The sequence below is a fragment of the Aeromicrobium sp. CFBP 8757 genome (assembly GCF_014841755.1).
In the GTDB taxonomy this organism is placed as follows: Bacteria; Actinomycetota; Actinomycetes; order Propionibacteriales; family Nocardioidaceae; genus Aeromicrobium.
This window is the reverse complement of record NZ_JACYUM010000001.1, coordinates 1,228,712-1,242,596: the sequence shown is the minus strand read 5'-3', so window position 1 is coordinate 1,242,596 and position 13,885 is coordinate 1,228,712. Positions and strand designations below refer to the sequence as shown.

The window sequence follows — 13,885 nt, the reverse complement described above, 5'->3', positions numbered from 1 at the left end:
GCGAGCATCACGGGGTGACCATCGTGCGGACCGACCCCGACCACCACCTCGACACGACGCGCGACGCCCTGCGGCGCACCGCCGACGCGTGGGAGCACGCGTTGACCGCGGCGATCGACCACGACGTCCGCGAGGCGCGACTCGTGATGCGGGGTGCCCCGTCGCGGCGGTCGGTGCTGCGCTGCGCGCACCAGCAGCTCCAGTGGGCGGAGTCGCCGCACCGTCGCGACGCACCACGGCGCGCCACCCCGCTCGACGTCGTGTCGGACCTGGTGCGCATGAACCGACAGCTGAGCCAGCTGTCGCAGTCGATCATCGCCGCCCCCGAGGTCGCCGGCCTCGACGCGCGGGAACGAGCGGCGGTCGACGTCGCGCGACGCATCGGCGCGCAGCGGCTCCACGTCTTCGCGGGGTCGATGCCACGTCCGAGGATCGACCGTGAGTACGTCGCGGCGGGCCACGACCTGCTCGATGCGCTGGCCGACCTGGCCGAGTCGAGACCATCGCGCGGGTCCACGTCGGACGCCTGCCTCGGGTTGGTGGTGACGCTCGTCGAGACCTCACGCCACGCCACGCGCGTCGCGTGACCAGGCCTCCGCAGGGCGTGGGGCGACCGGAGAGGTCGACTAGGGTCTCGGGCATGGGGATGGCAGAGAAGATCGTCCACCGCGCGCAGTCGCTGGTGGAGCCCGGAGAGATCGTCCAGGGGGCGTTCGCCGGCCAACCGTCCATCACGAACCGCATCGGCCAGGGCGGCTACCGCATCGTCGTCGCCACCGACCGGCGCTTCCTGGTGTTCCGGTCCGGCACCTTCTCGCAGACCGTCATCAAGGACCTGGTCGAGGAGTCGCCCCGCGACCAGCGGCTCGGCGAGCCCGGCGGGATCTTCCACGACGTCGCCGTCGGCTCACTGACCATGAAGGTCAACTTCCGCTACTTCGCGCAGGTCAGGGCTATCGACCTGGCGCTGGACCCCTCCGGTTCCTAGACGACCGACCGCCCCGCGTCGGCCGTGACGGCGGACGCGGGGCGATCGACGGAGATGGCGGGCGGTGGCGGTGTGCGCGTCCCCGGCCGCCCGAACCACGGTGACCCGTGGCCGATGTCCTGTCGACCGGTCCGCCCCGTTCATCTCTCGGTCAAGGTTCTCGTGCGGCGGCCGGGCGCATCAGGGTCGGACGTCTGCACGTCGCGGGACCGACGTCACCGTCACGACGGTGCAGGCCTCCTCCCGGCCGCGCCGCCCGCGGAGTGGTCGGCGAGGAACGCCCTCAGGGCTTCGTCCGTCGTCGCGCACGGTCGCAGGAAGCTGCGCTGGAGCACCTCCGCGAGGTCGTCCAACGCGGCCCCGAGCACGGCACCGCCGTGGCGGACCTCGACGACCGGCGAGGTCCGTGCGGCCTCGACGAGGCGTGACGCCACGGGGATCGCCTCCGCGAGGCTGCCCACGTCCTCGGGCTCGCGGAAGTAGTACGTCTCGGGGTAGTCGTGCAGGTCGACCCGCACACGGGTGACCGACGCCGCCAGGTCGGTCAGGAGCGAGTGGACGACCGTGCGGTCGAGCGAGCCGAGCAGGTCGACCGTCCCGGCCTCCTGAAGGTGGACGAGCCGCAGCGCGAGCTCGCGGCGGCGTGCCAGCGTCGGGAACACCTGGAGCACCCACGACACCGCGACGGTCAGGAGCGCGAACCCGAACAGGGCCTCGAGGGGATTGACCAGGCGCAGCCAGGCCGAGGTCGGGAAGACGTCCCCGAGGCCCAGCGTCGAGATGGTCACGAGGGAGACGTAGACCGCGTCGAGGGCGCCGGGGCCGCTGCCGTGCTCGGTGGCGTGGCTGAACCCGTCGTCCATGTGGGGCCAGTAGACGGCGGCCCACCCGAGCACGGCCAGGACGCCCCAGATCATGACGACCACCAGCATCGCGAGGGGACCGGAGAGGCGGTTCCTGGACGACAGCGTCCACGTCAGGCGCAGCATCGTCCGGCTGAGACGTCCCAGGGCCCCGGGATTGGCGAGCGTGTGGAACATGTCCGTCAGCACGAAGAGGACGACCGTCACGCCGGCGACGGTCACGATCCATCCCGTCACGGGCGTGGCACGCCGGGTGACCCGCCGGTCATGGCACCAGGCCGGCCGCGACCGGCGCGGACGGTTCGTCGCCACCCTGGTCGAGCCGGAACGGCGGGTAGACGTCCGTCATGAGAGCCGCGTACGCCGCGACCCGCAGCACCCACCGCTGGAGGCCGATGACGAGGTCGAACACGGCCTGGGGATAGCGCCCGGTCACCAGCAGCACCACGCCGGCGACGAGCACCAGCAGGCCGATCAGGCCGCTGCCGAAGATCCACGGGGCCGGGTCCTGGCTGCCGAGGTACGCGCCGCCTCCGACGAAGAACGCGACGACGAGGTAGTGCGGCAGGGCCAGCAACCAGGTCTTGACCAGCACGAGGCCCTGCGACAGGTGCTCGGGGTACGGCACCTCGAGGTGCGCCGGGTAGTCCGCGACGTCGGCCAGGGTGAAGGGCGGGTACCGGTCCGTGCCGAGGCCCCCGTAGGCGTAGTAGCTCACCCGCCACGACCAGCGGAGCACACCGACGTTGACGTCGAAGATGCCGCGCGGGTAACGACCCGTGAAGAGGATGCCGACGAAGGCGACGACGCTCAGGACGACGAACGATAGCCACAGGACGACCAGGACGAGGTAGTGGGGGATCGCGAGGATCCACTTGACCAGCCACAGCCACCGGCTGACGTCCGGGTCGAGCTGCGCGGTCACACGGACGGGGTACGGCGTCGGAGTCATGGAGCACCTCCCGGATCGATGCTCCCCATGCTTCGCGGGGGAGGTCGGGGGCGGCAGGGACGGACGTCCTCGACACCGCTGACCCAGGACCGTGGTCGGTGGGGCGGCCCGTGCGTGAGGCTCGGGTCGTCCACGGCACACGGCGACCACGGCACACGACAGAGGGGCCAGGCATGGCGATCACGAACGACATCACGGTCCACGGCGGCATCCTCGTGGCGCACGACGGGTCCGGCTCGGCCGACCTCGCCCTGCGCACGGCGGTCCACCTGGCCGCCGCCCTCGACGGACGCATCGAGGTCGTCCGAGCGTGGACCGTGTCGAGTGCGCCGCGTCCGGCCCGGCAGACCGTCGGCTACGTCCCGCCGCTGGAGGACTTCGAGGCCTCGACCATGGCAGGTCTGCTCGCGGACACGGCGAGCATCCGGCACGACCATCCCGCCGTGGCGATCTCGTGCTCGGTCGTGCACGGCAATGCCGCCGAGAAGATCGTCGAGGCCTCGGCGGGCGCCGATCTCCTCGTGGTGGGCAGCAGGGGGCTGGGCGGGTTCCTCGGCCTGCTGGTCGGCTCGGTGACCGACCAGGTCGTGCACCACGCCCGGTGCCGGGTGCTGGTGGACCGCGGACCTGCCCTGGGCGAGCGCGACGCGCCGAGTGCGCACCGCGAGCAGATGGAGGGCGCCCTGATCAGCGAGCTGGGGCTCGGCGACGACGCGTGAGCACGGCGCCGGTCACGGCCGGCACCTCACCGCGGCGGTTCCCACCAGGCGAGCGCTGCTGCCACCAGGCAGTCGACGCCCGTGGTGAGCGTGGGCTGGATCGTCGGCGCGTAGGCCGGCGAGTGGTTCGACGGCAGGGACGCCGCCCGGCGTCGCACGTCGTCGGGGTCGGACGACCCGGCGAAGGTGGCAGGGTCCGCCCCGCCCAACAGCCAGTAGACGCACGAGGCGCCGGCGGCCTCGGCGAGCACACCGACGTCCTCGCTCCCGGTCACGACGCCCGGGTCGATCACGTGACCCGGGCCGACGACCGACTCCAGGGCGGGTAGCGTCCGCTCCACGGCCGCCGGGTCGTTGACGACGGCGGGCGCCGACTCGATCGTCTCGACGACGGCGTGCGCCCCCTCTCCCGACGCGGCTGCCTCGGACGCGACGATGCGGGCGATCGCGCCGAGCACGGTGGCGTGGACCGCGGGGTCGTAGGTCCGCACGTTGAGCAGCAGCTCGGCCCGTTCGGGGATGACGTTCGCCGTCGTCCCGGCGGACACGGCGCCCACGGTCAGGACGGCGGTGTCGGGTGCGGCGATCTCGCGCGACACGACGGTCTGCAGCCGCATCACGGTGGCGGCGGCCATGACGACCGGGTCGATCGTCGCCTCGGGTCGGGAGCCGTGGCCGCCCCGGCCGATCAGCGTCACCCGCAGGCTGTCGGTGGCGGCGAACGCCGGACCGCTGCGGAGGCCCACGATGCCGGCCGGGAGCGGCGCCACGTGCTGTCCGAGGACGACGTCGGGCGTCGGCACCCGCTCGTACAGGCCGGACGCGATCATCGCGGTGGCGCCGCGGGCGACCTCCTCGGCCGGCTGGAACAGCACCACCAGCGTCCCGGTCCACGACGTCGCCGCCAGGACGGCCGCCGCGCCCATCAGGCAGGTGACGTGCATGTCGTGCCCGCAGGCGTGCATCACCGGGACGTCGTCGCCGTCCGGGCCCCGCGCCCGCCGGTCGCTCGCGTACGACAGGCCGGTCGACTCCTCGACCGGCAGCGCGTCCATGTCGGCCCTGAGCAGGACCACGGGGCCAGGGCCGCGGCGGAGCACGCCGACGACTCCCGTGACCGCGACCCCCGTCTCGACCTCGTAGCCGAGGGTGCGCAGCCACACTGCGGCCACACCGGCCGTCCTCTTCTCCGCGAACGACAGCTCCGGGTGGGCGTGGAGGTCCCGGTAGACGTCCTCGAGCCGCTTCGTCAGCGAGGCGTCGGCACCCATGGACGTCACCTCATCACGTAGACGTGGACCGGCGGCCACGATGCCCGGCGAAGGAGGTCGGCACGGGTCTCGGGTCCCGTGCCGGCCACCGACGGTGACGGTGCCGACGATCGGGTGCTGAGACACCGTGGCGCCGGGCGCCGTGGGCACGAACCTACGACCGCCGCGTCCGGGACAGCAGGGCCCAAGGTCCTCGCATCCCGTGGCTTTCGGGCGTGCAGCGGCTGACCGCCTCCGCCGACAGTTGACGCAGGTGCAGGAGGTGATGGCGATGGCTGGTTATCCCGTGGTGCTGGGCGCCAAGCAGGGGCAGCAGCCCGAGGTCGCGGCGTTCGCCGTGGCGGAGGCCGCCCGACGACGGACGGGGCTGCGCGTCGTGCACGCCTGCGACGACGCGGCGGTGTCGCTGTCGGTGTTCGACGACCTCACGCAGGTCGTGGCGGGACACGGCCACGGAGTCGACGTCCACTTCCTCGTCGTCGGCGGCGATCCGGTCGAGGCCCTCCTGCAGGAGGCCCATCGGGCCGCCGCCATCGTCGTCGGGGCCGACCACGGCCCGTGGGTCGCACGCCTGCTGGGCGCGGAGATCTCCCAGACCGTCGCGACGGTCGCCGACGCGCCCGTGATTGTGGTGCCGCCGGTCCTGCCCGATACCCGCTCGCGTCGCGGCATCGTGGCGGCGCTCGACGTCGGCGGCGAGGTCGACGCAGAGCTGGCCTTCGCGTTCCAGTCCGCCGACCGTCAGCACGAACCCCTGCGCGTGGTCCACGTGGCCGGTGCGACCAGCGACTACCCACGGCGCAGGAACCGCTGGTACCGGATCGAGGACACGATCGACCAGTGGCGGGCCCGCTACCCCGGGGTGGACGTGCAGACGGTCGTCGAGCCCGGGCACCCGGTGGACACCTGCGTGCTCGCCAGCGCTCACGCGTCGCTGCTGGTGGTGGGACAACCGGCCAGTGAGCACCCGCGTCTCGCGTCCCGGGCGGTCGTCGCGCGGCTGCTGCGCCGCTCGAACGCTCCCGTGGCCGTGGTGCCGGTCGGCCACGACCGCACGCGGACGTCCGCGTGAGGCCCGACGGCGCGGGCACGCCGCCCGTCGTGGTGGCGGTGGCCGAGCTGCAGGAGCGGGTGCTCGAGGAGGCGATCGCCGAGGCCCGGAGGGTCGACGCCCCCTTGCACGTCGTCACCTGCTGGGACCAGGCCGATCCCGGGTCCGGGACGGACGACGGCGGCCTGCCCCCGGGAGGACCCGACCCGTCGTTCATGGAGCGACTGGCCGGCGGCACCGTCGACCAGGTGCGGGAGTTCACGTCAGCGGCGGCACCGGAGCTCGACGTGACGTACTCCGTGGAACGGGGAGCGACCTTCGACGTCCTGCGCGACGAGGCCGACGACGCGCGCGAGGTGGTCGTCGGGGCCGACGGAGACCTTCCGCGGTACCTGTGGGTCTTCCGCGGCGCCGTCGCCCGCCGGCTCGTGGTCGCGTCCGCCGAGCCGACGATCGTCGTGCCCGACCGACCCGTCGACGAGACCGGCGACATCGTCCTGCTGATGCCGTCGTGGTCGGTCGACGCGCTCACGTTCGCGCTCGAGGCGGCTGAGAGCCGCGGCTGCGGACTGCGCGTCCTGCACGAGTCCGACGGACCGGGGTCGCGGCGGGACGAACGGTGGCGTGAGAGCTGCTACGCGCTCGACCTCATCCGCAGCCTGTACCCCGACGTCGCCGTCGTGGTGACGGCCACGGCGCCCGGGAGGCTCGTCGATGCCGCGGTGGACGCCGCTCCGGGCACGGGCATGGTCGTCGTCGGGTCAGTGCCGCGACCGCACCTGCCGTGGTTCCTGGACAGGTCGCTCGCGGGGCGGCTCGCGACGAGCACCTCCGTGCCGCTCGCGGTCGTCCCCGCCCGGCGCGGCTGGCTGACGGGGATGAGGCACTGAGCTGTCGCGCCACCTTCACCCGGCTCAGCGTGCGCTGACCGTGATGCGGTTCTCGACGTGGTCGACGTGCGGCGAGGACCACGCGGCCTTGGCCGCCGACCGCTTCTCCGACCACGACGCGACGTGACCCGTCAGGGTGATGCGGGAGCCGTGGACCTTCACGTGCACGTGGCTGGCATCGACCGAGGCGTCGCGCACGATCGCTCTCCGGACGGCCGCCTCGGTCTCGACCGCGTCGGCGTGCGGGCGCGGGGTGAGCGAGATGCGGTTGCGGACGTCGCGCACACCGTCGAGGTGCTCGACCGCGCGGTGCGCCGCCTGCCGCTGGTAGTCCCACAGGACCTCGCCGGTCAGCGTCACCACGTGGTCGTCGACCGTGACCTTGACCGACTGGTCGGGCACGTCGTTGTTCCAGGCGATGAGTGCGCTGGCCGCCATCGCGACGTCGGTGTCGGTCCGGGGGGTGTCGAGGTGGTGCACCACCAGGTCGTTGGCCAGCGACGTGACGCCCTTGATCCTCATCGCGGTGCGAGCCGCCAGCCGCTTCTGCCACGGGGACGACACCTGGCCCGACAGGGTGACCGTGCTGCCGATGACCGAGATGCCCACCAGGGCGGAGTCGATCTCGGGCGCCCACTCGAGCGCCTCCTCGACCTGGTGCTGGAGGTCGTGCTCGTGCGTCGTCGTGGTCTTCACTGTCGGTGCCTCTCCAGGGGAGCGATGGGACGGCGGCGGGATCGGGCCGATCGGGTGGATGGCCGTGGACGCGGGCGGACGAAGCTGACCGAGTCCGCCTCGAGCCACGGCAGGAGCGCGGAGAGCGGGCTGGGGTGCCAGTGATCGTCAGGGTCGTCCATGGTCTCGTCCTCACGGTGCGTTCGACCTCAGCCTCGTCGACGCCCGACGTCCGTGCCCCGGTCGAAGGTCCCCCCGTCACGGGACGAGCAGCACTGGGTCCGTCGCCGGGCTCGCGGGGCTCACTGCGCACGCGGGCGCAACACACAGGTGACCCGCCCTCGGACACTGCTGACCGAGGGCGAGTCCTGTGCGGGACGCGCGTCCCTTCAGGGGGGCCGGCAGGTGAGTGCGCGGTGATTCAGGTCCGTCGTCGTCGCGCTTCGATCATGGGCCCGCGCGGTGAGCGGCTCCAGCGACCGATGACCCGGATCTGGGGGACCTTGGCCCCTGACACGCTCCGCCGCGAGGCCCTGACCCGCCCGCGGGCCCATGGTCCTGCTGGTCAGGACTCCCGACTGTGCCGCCGGGCCCGCGTGAGGCGGACCGTGGGAGCACCCGCCACCACTGGGAGGAACCATGAGCACCACCGACAACCCCGTCGTCATCGGCGTCGTCGACAAGCAACCCACGGCACTGCTCGTCGCGGTCGCGGAGGCCCGGCTGCGGGGAGTCCCGCTCCGGGTCGTCCACTCGACGTGGGTGGCCACGCAGGCCGGCGACGTCTACATGGGGCTCGACGCCTCCGAGGCCGTGCGCGCGGCAGGTCGCGAGCTGCTGGACGACGCCAGACGGCTCGTCGAGCACGAGGCGCCCGACCTCGTCGCCGACTACGAGCTGACGAGCACACCCGCCGAGATGGTGCTGCAGGAAGCCGCTTCGGACGCCGCGGTGATCGTCGTCGGCTCGGACGACGTGCCGTGGTACGACCGGATCCTCCGGACGAGGATCGCCGGACACCTCGCGATGCACGCGCCCTGCCCGGTCGTCGTCGTCCCGGAGCTGTCGTACCCGGGTCGGCACGACGGGGACGTCGTCGTGACGATCGACGGCGACACCGCGGCGGAGGGCCCCCTCGGGTTCGCCTTCGACGAGGCGTCGCGCCGTGAGGCCTCGCTGCACGTGCTGCACGTGACCCGAGTCGGGGCCCCGGTCGAACGGGCCGGTCGTGAGCGCGACGACGTCGAGAGGGCCCTCGCGGACTGGCGGGAGCGGTTCCCCGACGCGCTGGTCCTCGCGACCTTCCGTCATGACGAGGTCGAGGACGCGATCCTGCGGGCCACGGAGCAGTCGGCCCTGGTGGTCATGGGCCGCCCGCACCGGAACGCCGTCCCCTTCGCGGCGTCGCGGTCCGCGGCGGCGAGGGTCCTGCGCCACGCCCACTGCCCGGTCGCGGTCGTGCCCCCGCGATGACCATCACGACGACGATCACGGCCCGCGGCGGCATCCTGGTGGCGCACGACGGCTCGCCCGGCTCGGACGGCGCCCTGCGCATGGCGATCAGGTGCGCACCCGCGTTCGGGAACCACGTCGAGGTGGTCCGTGCCTGGACCCTCGCGACGGCGCCGGCCGTCGCGTTCCTCGCCCCGGGTCGCGCCCCGTCGTACGAGGACTTCGAGCAGGCGGTGCTGGCGGCGCTCGAGCACGACGTCGCGTCACTGCGACGGGAGGAGCCCGAGATCGCGATCGGCGTCACGGTCGTCCACGGGAACGCCGCCGAGAAGCTCGTGGACGCCTCGCACCACGTCGACATGATCGTCGTGGCCGACCGGGGGCACGGCGGCTTCGTCGGCCTGCTGCTGGGATCGGTCACCGATCAGGTCGTGCACCACTCGGCGTGCCGGGTGCTCGTCGAGCGCGAGCATGACGACCCTGCGAGCTCGTCGTGAGGTCGTTGGTCGTGGCGGCGGCGAGCAGGCACGGGTCGACCGCCGAGATCGCCGACCGCCTCGCCGCCGACCTCGCGGGAACGCTCGGCGAACCGTGGACCGTGACCCGCGTCGGGCTGACGGACCCGCGGCGGCTGATCGAGGCCGATGCGGTGGTCCTCGGCAGCGCCGTCTACTACGGCCGCTGGATGCGATCGGCCACGCACGCCCTGGACCACCTGCGCGAGGAGCCGCCCGACCACCTCTGGATCTTCAGCACCGGCCCCGTGCCCGACTCCGAGGGCGAGAACGCCCGCACGATCTCCGCCGACGCCATGGCGGACCTCGGCGAGGAGGACGAGGTCGACGAGCACCGGGTCTTCGGCGGCAGGCTCGACGACGCACAGCTCTCGTTCGTCGAGCGCGTGGTGGTCAGGGCCGTCGGTGCGACGCCCGGCGACCACCGCCGCTGGGACGACGTCGACGCCTGGGCCCGTCAGATCGCCGACGAGCTCCAGCGGGCGTGACGCGCCCCTCGACGGGTCACATGGACCCCGTGTCGAGGTAGCGCTGGTGCCAGCTCAGCGCCTCGCCGAGCAGGTGCGGTGTGTGCCGCTGGTCAGGACGGGCCGACCACGCCCGCGCGCAGTAGTCGTGGAGACGATCGCGGAACCGCGGATCGGCGCACCGGTCGATCACGACGGCCGACCGTGCGGTGGGGGAGAGGCCGCGCAGGTCGGCCAGCCCGTGCTCGGTCACGATGACCTGGACGTCGTGCTCGGTGTGGTCGACGTGGCTGACCATCGGGACGATCGTCGAGATGGTCCCGTTCTTGGCGGTCGACGGGCTGAGGAAGAAGTTGAGGAACGAGTTGCGGGTGAAGTCGCCGCTGCCCCCGATGCCGTTCATGACGGCGCTGCCCATGACGTGCGTCGAGTTGACGTTGCCGTAGACGTCGGCCTCGATCATGCCGTTCATCGCGATGACGCCGAGGCGCCGCACCAGCTCGGGGTGGTTGGAGATCTCCTCGCTGCGCAGGACGATCTTGCCCTTGTACGCGTCGATGTTGTCCATGAAGTGCCGGGCGCCCCGGTCTGACAGCCCGAAGGACGTCGCGGAGGCCGCCGCCAGGGTGCCGCTGTCGAGCAGGTCGAGCATCGCGTCCTGGATGACCTCGGTGAACGCGGTGAGCCCGGTGAACTCGCTCCCGTCGAGCCCGGCCAGCACCGCGTTGGCGACGTTGCCGACGCCTGACTGCAGGGGCAGCAGTCCGGGGGGCATCCGGCCGGCCGCGACCTCGTGCCGGACGAAGTCGAGCACGTGGTCGGCGATGGCCTCGGACGTCGTGTCGGGTGCGGAGAAGGCGGAGTTGCGATCGGGGTGATGGGTCTCGACGACCGCCACGACCTTCGCGGGGTCGACCCGCAGGTACGGCTCACCGATCCGCTCCATCGGCTCGGTGAGCTGGATCGGCCGGCGGTGGGGCGGCAGGGCTGTGCCGTAGTAGATGTCGTGGAACCCCTCGAGCTCGCGGGGCTGCCAGCTGTTGACCTCGAGGATCACCCGGTCCGCCTGGTCGAGCCACGTCTTGTTGTTGCCCACCGACGTGCTGGGGATCAGGAGACCGTCGGGCAGGGCCGCCGTGACCTCGACGACGGCGACGTCGAGCTGGCCGTAGAAGCCGAACCACATGCGTTGCGCGGAGTGGCTGAGGTGCTCGTCGAGGTAGGCGACCTCGCCGGCGTTGATGAGTCGGCGCAGCGTGGGGTCGGAGTTGTACGGCAGCCGCGACGAGATGCCGTGGGCGCGCGCGAGCCGGCCGTCGGCGTCCGGGGCGGTCGACGCCCCCGTCCACAGGTTGATCGCGAAGTCGTCGCCGCGCTCGTGGGCGGCCTCCATGCGCAGGGCCAGGGCCTCGGGCACCGCCTTGGGGTAGCCGGCCCCCGTGAACCCGCTGAAGCCGACGTTGTCGCCCGGCCGGATCAGCGCCGAGGCCGAGTCGGCCGTGGTGATCCGTGAGCTCAGCAGCGGGCAGGAGACGCGTGACATCGACAGCTTCCGGTAGGGGGCGAGTCGATGCTGCCACAGCCCGTCGGTCGACCTACGGGTGGACGTTGATCTTGTTGTGCACGGCCGACGTGTGCGGCGACGACCAGGCGGCCCGGGCGGCGTCGTTCTTCTCGGTCCACGCGCTCACGGTGCCCGTGAGGGTCACCTCCGAGCCGACCGCGGTCACCGAGATGGCGTTGGCGTCCAGCAGGGCGTGACGCACGAGGGCGTCCTTGATGAGCCGCGCGGTGTCGGTGGCCGAGGCCCGCGCCGTCAGCGTGATGCGGTTGTCGATCTGGTGCACGCCGGCGAGGGCGCGGACGAGCCGCTCGACCGAGGTGCGCTGGTAGTTCCACTCCACCTCGCCGGTCAGCACGACCACGTGGTCGTGCACCTCGACCTGGACCACGTCGCGTGGCAGGTCGGCCGACCAGTCGATCACGTGCTTGACCGCCGCGGCGATCTCGGCGTCGGTGCGCTCGAGGTGGTCACCGCCGCGGATCGTCAGGTCGTTGACGACGACCGTGACGCCCGTGACGCGAAGGGCCGCGTTCTTGGCCTCGACGCGCTCGGTGTAGCTGTCGACCTCCCCGGAGAGCGTGACGACGCCGTCGTGCACCGAGACGCCGACGTCGGCGTCGTTGACCTGGGGTGCCCAGGCCAGCTCCTCCGAGACGTCTTCCCGGACGAGGTGGTCGTGGTGTGCGGTGGTGGTGGTCATGGTCCGACCATCGCGTGACGGGCCGTCGGCGGGCAGGGCTTCCCGTCCCGAGCCGGAGGGTCCTCCGGCGGTTGGCGCGCCCCCGCGGCCGGTCGACGATGGAGGCACCGCTTCCAGGAGGTCACATGGCGCAGGCAGGGTTCGGCCGTCCGGTCACGGTCGGCGTCGCCGACGGTCAACGCGGCGCGCTGGGGTTCGCGGCGGAGGAGGCCGGTCTCGCCGGGTGCGACCTGAGGATCGTGCACGTGTACGCCGTTCCGCCGAGCCCACCGCGGTCGATGAGCGCGGCCTACGGCTACGACATCGACGCCTCCTTCGAGGGCTCCGCGCGCGACGTGCTGGCCGCAGCGGTCGACATCGCGTCGGCGGGACACGCCGACCTGACGATCCACCCCGTGCTCGAGCGCGGCACCCCGTCGACCGTCCTGGAGGCGATGGCGGCGACCTCACGCCTGCTCGTCCTCGGTCAGGACGAGGGCGTGCCGTGGTACGCGCGGCTCTTCCGGAGCCGCGTGGCGCGAGCCATGGCGCACAGGGCGTCGTGCCCGGTCGTCGTGGTGCCCGACGACTGGCGGGCGAGGGGCGCGACGAGAGGTGTCACGCTGCTGCTCGACAGCCGGACGGTGGCCCACGGTCCGCTCCGCTACGCGTTCGAGCAGGCGGCACGCCACAGCGACGTCCTCCACATCATCCACGTGCAGGAGTCGGACGATCCCCACGACGGCGGCATCCCGTGGCACGACATGCACCGGTTGATCCAGTCGTGGCGGGCGACGTACCCACACGTCTGGGTCGAGACGAGGGTCGTGGCCGGAGCGGCGGACCTCGCGACGGTCGAGTCGTTCGAGCGCACCGGCATCCTGGTCCTCGGGAGGCCGCACGACGACCACCTCGCGGCGCAGCTGCACGACTCGCTGGCCCGCGCGGTCATCGTGCGCGCCAGCTGCCCGGTGGCCGTCGTCCCGCCCGACCACGACGCCTGACGGACCCCTGGCGCAGATAACGGGACCTTGTGCCCTGACCGTGGGCCAGCACCCGCTCATACTGGAGCGTTGGCATGAGGTGTCGACGAGGAGATCTGGGTGACGATACGTGTGTTCCTGCTCGACGACCACGAGATGGTCCGCATGGGCCTGCGCAAGCTGCTGGAGAGCGGGGGCGACATCGAGGTCGTCGGGGAGGCGGGCACGGCCGCGGCGGCGACTGCCCGCATACCGGCGTTGCGCCCGGACGTGGCGATCCTCGACGCCCGCCTGCCCGACGGCAGCGGCATCGAGGTGTGCCGGCAGATCCGGTCCGCGGAACCGTCGGTCAAGGCCATCATCCTGACGTCGTTCGACGACGACAAGGCGCTGTTCGCGGCCATCATGGCCGGGGCCGCTGGGTACATCCTCAAGCAGGTGACGAGCCAGGACCTGCTGAGCGGCGTCCGGCACGTGGCCGGCGGCGGGTCCCTGCTCGACCCGAGCGTCACGGCCAAGGTGATGGAGCGACTGCGCGACGGGGGACCGGAGGAGCCGCAGGAGCTCAAGAGCCTCAGTGCCCAGGAGCGGCGGATCCTGGAGCTGGTGGCCGAGGGCCTGACCAACAAGCAGATCGGCGATCGCCTTTTCCTGGCCGAGAAGACGGTCAAGAACTACATGTCGAACGTGCTCGCGAAGCTCGGCCTGGTGAGCCGCACCCAGGCCGCCGTCTTCGCGACGCGCCTGATGAGCCCGTGACCTGAGGGACCAACGGCCTCACGTCCGAGGCGGTTCGGCGGTGCCGTGGCGGTCGCG

16 protein-coding genes are annotated in these 13,885 nt (G+C 72.4%); 10 read left to right on the top strand and 6 right to left on the bottom strand.

Annotated features, from left to right (window positions below):
• Window positions 1–14: 14 nt before the first annotated feature.
• Both IFT73_RS06145 and IFT73_RS06140 read left to right on the top strand, forming a co-directional pair.
• Window positions 15–587 (top strand): hypothetical protein, encoded by a 573-nt coding sequence (locus IFT73_RS06145; protein WP_192166811.1) that lies wholly within the window; start codon window positions 15–17, stop codon window positions 585–587.
• A gap of 53 nt (window positions 588–640) precedes the next feature.
• Window positions 641–988: a hypothetical protein gene (locus IFT73_RS06140; protein ID WP_192166810.1), complete on the top strand. Its 348-nt coding sequence runs from the start codon at window positions 641–643 to the stop codon at window positions 986–988.
• 221 nt (window positions 989–1,209) lie between these two features.
• Here the strand turns inward: IFT73_RS06140 and IFT73_RS06135 are convergent, their stop codons facing one another.
• A complete protein-coding gene (locus IFT73_RS06135) occupies window positions 1,210–2,073 on the bottom strand; it encodes a potassium channel family protein (protein ID WP_192166809.1) in 864 nt (287 codons plus the stop codon).
• Window positions 2,074–2,116: 43 nt separating this feature from the next.
• A complete protein-coding gene (locus IFT73_RS06130) occupies window positions 2,117–2,803 on the bottom strand; it encodes a DUF4389 domain-containing protein (RefSeq protein WP_192166808.1) in 687 nt (228 codons plus the stop codon).
• A 173-nt stretch (window positions 2,804–2,976) separates the two neighbouring features.
• Here IFT73_RS06130 and IFT73_RS06125 point away from each other — a divergent pair, with 173 nt between their 5' ends.
• Entirely contained in the window at window positions 2,977–3,522 is a 546-nt protein-coding gene (locus IFT73_RS06125) for a universal stress protein (protein ID WP_082556177.1), read from the top strand.
• A 26-nt stretch (window positions 3,523–3,548) separates the two neighbouring features.
• Here IFT73_RS06125 and IFT73_RS06120 read toward each other — a convergent pair whose 3' ends face one another.
• Entirely contained in the window at window positions 3,549–4,793 is a 1,245-nt protein-coding gene (locus IFT73_RS06120; RefSeq protein WP_192166807.1) for an amidohydrolase, read from the bottom strand.
• 271 nt (window positions 4,794–5,064) lie between these two features.
• Here IFT73_RS06120 and IFT73_RS06115 point away from each other — a divergent pair, with 271 nt between their 5' ends.
• Both IFT73_RS06115 and IFT73_RS06110 read left to right on the top strand, forming a co-directional pair.
• A complete protein-coding gene (locus IFT73_RS06115; RefSeq protein WP_192166806.1) occupies window positions 5,065–5,865 on the top strand; it encodes a universal stress protein in 801 nt (266 codons plus the stop codon).
• Complete coding sequence (locus tag IFT73_RS06110) at window positions 5,862–6,734, top strand: universal stress protein (protein ID WP_192166805.1); 873 nt, start codon at window positions 5,862–5,864, stop codon at window positions 6,732–6,734. The genes IFT73_RS06115 and IFT73_RS06110 overlap by 4 nt, the downstream gene beginning before the upstream one ends.
• A 24-nt stretch (window positions 6,735–6,758) precedes the next feature.
• Here IFT73_RS06110 and IFT73_RS06105 read toward each other — a convergent pair whose 3' ends face one another.
• Complete coding sequence (locus IFT73_RS06105; RefSeq protein WP_192166804.1) at window positions 6,759–7,430, bottom strand: BON domain-containing protein; 672 nt, start codon at window positions 7,428–7,430, stop codon at window positions 6,759–6,761.
• 618 nt (window positions 7,431–8,048) lie between these two features.
• Here IFT73_RS06105 and IFT73_RS06100 point away from each other — a divergent pair.
• The 3 genes from IFT73_RS06100 to IFT73_RS06090 are packed head-to-tail and all read left to right on the top strand — an operon-like array spanning window position 8,049 to window position 9,864.
• Window positions 8,049–8,882: a universal stress protein gene (locus IFT73_RS06100; protein ID WP_192166803.1), complete on the top strand. Its 834-nt coding sequence runs from the start codon at window positions 8,049–8,051 to the stop codon at window positions 8,880–8,882.
• Window positions 8,879–9,358 (top strand): universal stress protein, encoded by a 480-nt coding sequence (locus tag IFT73_RS06095; protein ID WP_192166802.1) that lies wholly within the window; start codon window positions 8,879–8,881, stop codon window positions 9,356–9,358. Before IFT73_RS06100 ends, IFT73_RS06095 begins: the two co-directional genes overlap by 4 nt.
• Window positions 9,355–9,864, top strand: a complete 510-nt coding sequence (locus tag IFT73_RS06090; RefSeq protein ID WP_192166801.1) for a flavodoxin domain-containing protein — start codon at window positions 9,355–9,357, stop codon at window positions 9,862–9,864. The genes IFT73_RS06095 and IFT73_RS06090 overlap by 4 nt, the downstream gene beginning before the upstream one ends.
• 16 nt (window positions 9,865–9,880) lie before the next feature.
• On the opposite strand, the gene IFT73_RS06085 is transcribed toward IFT73_RS06090, so the two are convergent.
• Together IFT73_RS06085 and IFT73_RS06080 are read right to left on the bottom strand one after the other, a co-directional pair.
• Window positions 9,881–11,386: an acetyl-CoA hydrolase/transferase family protein gene (locus IFT73_RS06085; RefSeq protein WP_056608803.1), complete on the bottom strand. Its 1,506-nt coding sequence runs from the start codon at window positions 11,384–11,386 to the stop codon at window positions 9,881–9,883.
• A 52-nt stretch (window positions 11,387–11,438) separates the two neighbouring features.
• Window positions 11,439–12,107 (bottom strand): BON domain-containing protein, encoded by a 669-nt coding sequence (locus IFT73_RS06080; protein ID WP_192166800.1) that lies wholly within the window; start codon window positions 12,105–12,107, stop codon window positions 11,439–11,441.
• 125 nt (window positions 12,108–12,232) lie between these two features.
• On the opposite strand from IFT73_RS06080, the gene IFT73_RS06075 reads away from it, so the two are divergent.
• On the top strand, window positions 12,233–13,090 hold the full coding sequence (locus tag IFT73_RS06075) for a universal stress protein (RefSeq protein WP_192166799.1): 858 nt from the start codon (window positions 12,233–12,235) through the stop codon (window positions 13,088–13,090).
• 99 nt (window positions 13,091–13,189) lie between these two features.
• On the top strand, window positions 13,190–13,828 hold the full coding sequence (locus tag IFT73_RS06070; RefSeq protein WP_371811166.1) for a response regulator: 639 nt from the start codon (window positions 13,190–13,192) through the stop codon (window positions 13,826–13,828).
• Window positions 13,829–13,885: the final 57 nt, after the last annotated feature.

What these genes read in the sequence shown, in the direction of transcription:
- IFT73_RS06075 (WP_192166799.1), top strand. Translation starts at nt 12,233, where the DNA reads ATGGCGCAGGCAGGGTTCGGCCGTCCGGTCACGGTCGGCGTCGCCGAC.
- IFT73_RS06125 (WP_082556177.1), top strand. Translation starts at nt 2,977, where the DNA reads ATGGCGATCACGAACGACATCACGGTCCACGGCGGCATCCTCGTGGCG.
- IFT73_RS06130 (WP_192166808.1), bottom strand. Translation starts at nt 2,803, where the DNA reads ATGACTCCGACGCCGTACCCCGTCCGTGTGACCGCGCAGCTCGACCCG.
- IFT73_RS06115 (WP_192166806.1), top strand. Translation starts at nt 5,065, where the DNA reads ATGGCTGGTTATCCCGTGGTGCTGGGCGCCAAGCAGGGGCAGCAGCCC.
- IFT73_RS06080 (WP_192166800.1), bottom strand. Translation starts at nt 12,107, where the DNA reads ATGACCACCACCACCGCACACCACGACCACCTCGTCCGGGAAGACGTC.
- IFT73_RS06085 (WP_056608803.1), bottom strand. Translation starts at nt 11,386, where the DNA reads ATGTCACGCGTCTCCTGCCCGCTGCTGAGCTCACGGATCACCACGGCC.
- IFT73_RS06140 (WP_192166810.1), top strand. Translation starts at nt 641, where the DNA reads ATGGGGATGGCAGAGAAGATCGTCCACCGCGCGCAGTCGCTGGTGGAG.
- IFT73_RS06100 (WP_192166803.1), top strand. Translation starts at nt 8,049, where the DNA reads ATGAGCACCACCGACAACCCCGTCGTCATCGGCGTCGTCGACAAGCAA.
- IFT73_RS06120 (WP_192166807.1), bottom strand. Translation starts at nt 4,793, where the DNA reads ATGGGTGCCGACGCCTCGCTGACGAAGCGGCTCGAGGACGTCTACCGG.
- IFT73_RS06095 (WP_192166802.1), top strand. Translation starts at nt 8,879, where the DNA reads ATGACCATCACGACGACGATCACGGCCCGCGGCGGCATCCTGGTGGCG.